This is a genomic window from Bacteroidia bacterium, from assembly GCA_026932145.1.
Taxonomy (GTDB): Bacteria; Bacteroidota; Bacteroidia; order J057; family JAIXKT01; genus JAIXKT01.
Map to the genome: position 1 here is coordinate 143 of JAIXKT010000034.1, position 1,013 is coordinate 1,155.

1 protein-coding gene is annotated in these 1,013 nt (G+C 43.3%); it reads right to left on the bottom strand.

Annotation, left to right across the window (positions count from 1 at the left end):
• Positions 1–57 precede the first annotated feature (57 nt).
• A complete protein-coding gene (locus tag LC115_08070) occupies positions 58–765 on the bottom strand; it encodes an abortive infection family protein (protein ID MCZ2356627.1) in 708 nt (235 codons plus the stop codon).
• Between the last annotated feature and the right edge of the window lie 248 nt (positions 766–1,013).

Genomic DNA, 1,013 nt, shown 5'->3' on the forward strand with positions numbered 1-1,013 from the left:
TGTTTGGGATGTGCGCCGAGTCCCCAGCGTCAGGTGCACGCTGTGTTGGCTTGCCTTTCATTTTGAAGACTCGCCTTGATTGTTAACTTGCTCTTGGTATGTTTCTAGCAAGAATAAACCAATTGTAGAAAGTGAATTTACTGCTAACCTTGCATGGCGCTTTCCTAACCGATACTGTTTTGCGCCTTTCCCGTGAAAAGAACTATATCTCGTGCGTAAAGTAGCAATGCCAGCACCCACATTAATTAAACCACCAAGAATACGTTTTATATCTGGGTCTGCCTTTCCGTCGGGAGATAGTTTTAATTTTTCAAAAACCACCTTTTGGAGCGGCTGTAAACTTTCATCGCTAGGATATGGCTCACCGAACGAATCAAGAATGGCTTTGCATATACTTTCCAATGTTGTAGATGCCATGCCAATTGCATTTTCAGGACGTAAATCTATATCTTGAATGGCATTGTCAAAATCTTGTTTTGCATGTGCATAAGCACTTCCATCAAGCAATTCTGCCAATTTTATCGAACTGAGATTTTCGCTTTTTGGTACATTTATACCGAGTTCATTGGCAATTTGAAAAACTATAGCGTCGTCAACGTTGCTCATCATCTCTTTGACATATACCCATTTGCTTGATGCCATTGTAGTTCCATTATTTGGAATCCCAAAACCACCAAGATATGTGTTTATATCGGTTGTCGTCATTGAGATTTGCAAATGACGTCCAATTGAATCAATGAGGTTTAGTCTTTCGATACGATTCATAAATGGTGTTTATTTTGCACGGGACAAGCCAACGGTTTGCGTTACCTGCGCTGGGGCGGGGACGGCGAAGCCGTCCAACCAGAAAAATGCTAAGGCGTGTGAAACTGTTTGAGATGTGCGCCGAGTCCCCAGCGTCAGGTGCACGCTTTGTTGGCAAGAACTGGGGAACGCAACACACGCCGCCTAAAAACCAAAACCGCGCCTTTCACTGACTTGATTTTACACGAGCCGCATTTTTTTACAAGCCC

What these genes read in the sequence shown, in the direction of transcription:
- LC115_08070 (MCZ2356627.1), bottom strand. Translation starts at nt 765, where the DNA reads ATGAATCGTATCGAAAGACTAAACCTCATTGATTCAATTGGACGTCAT.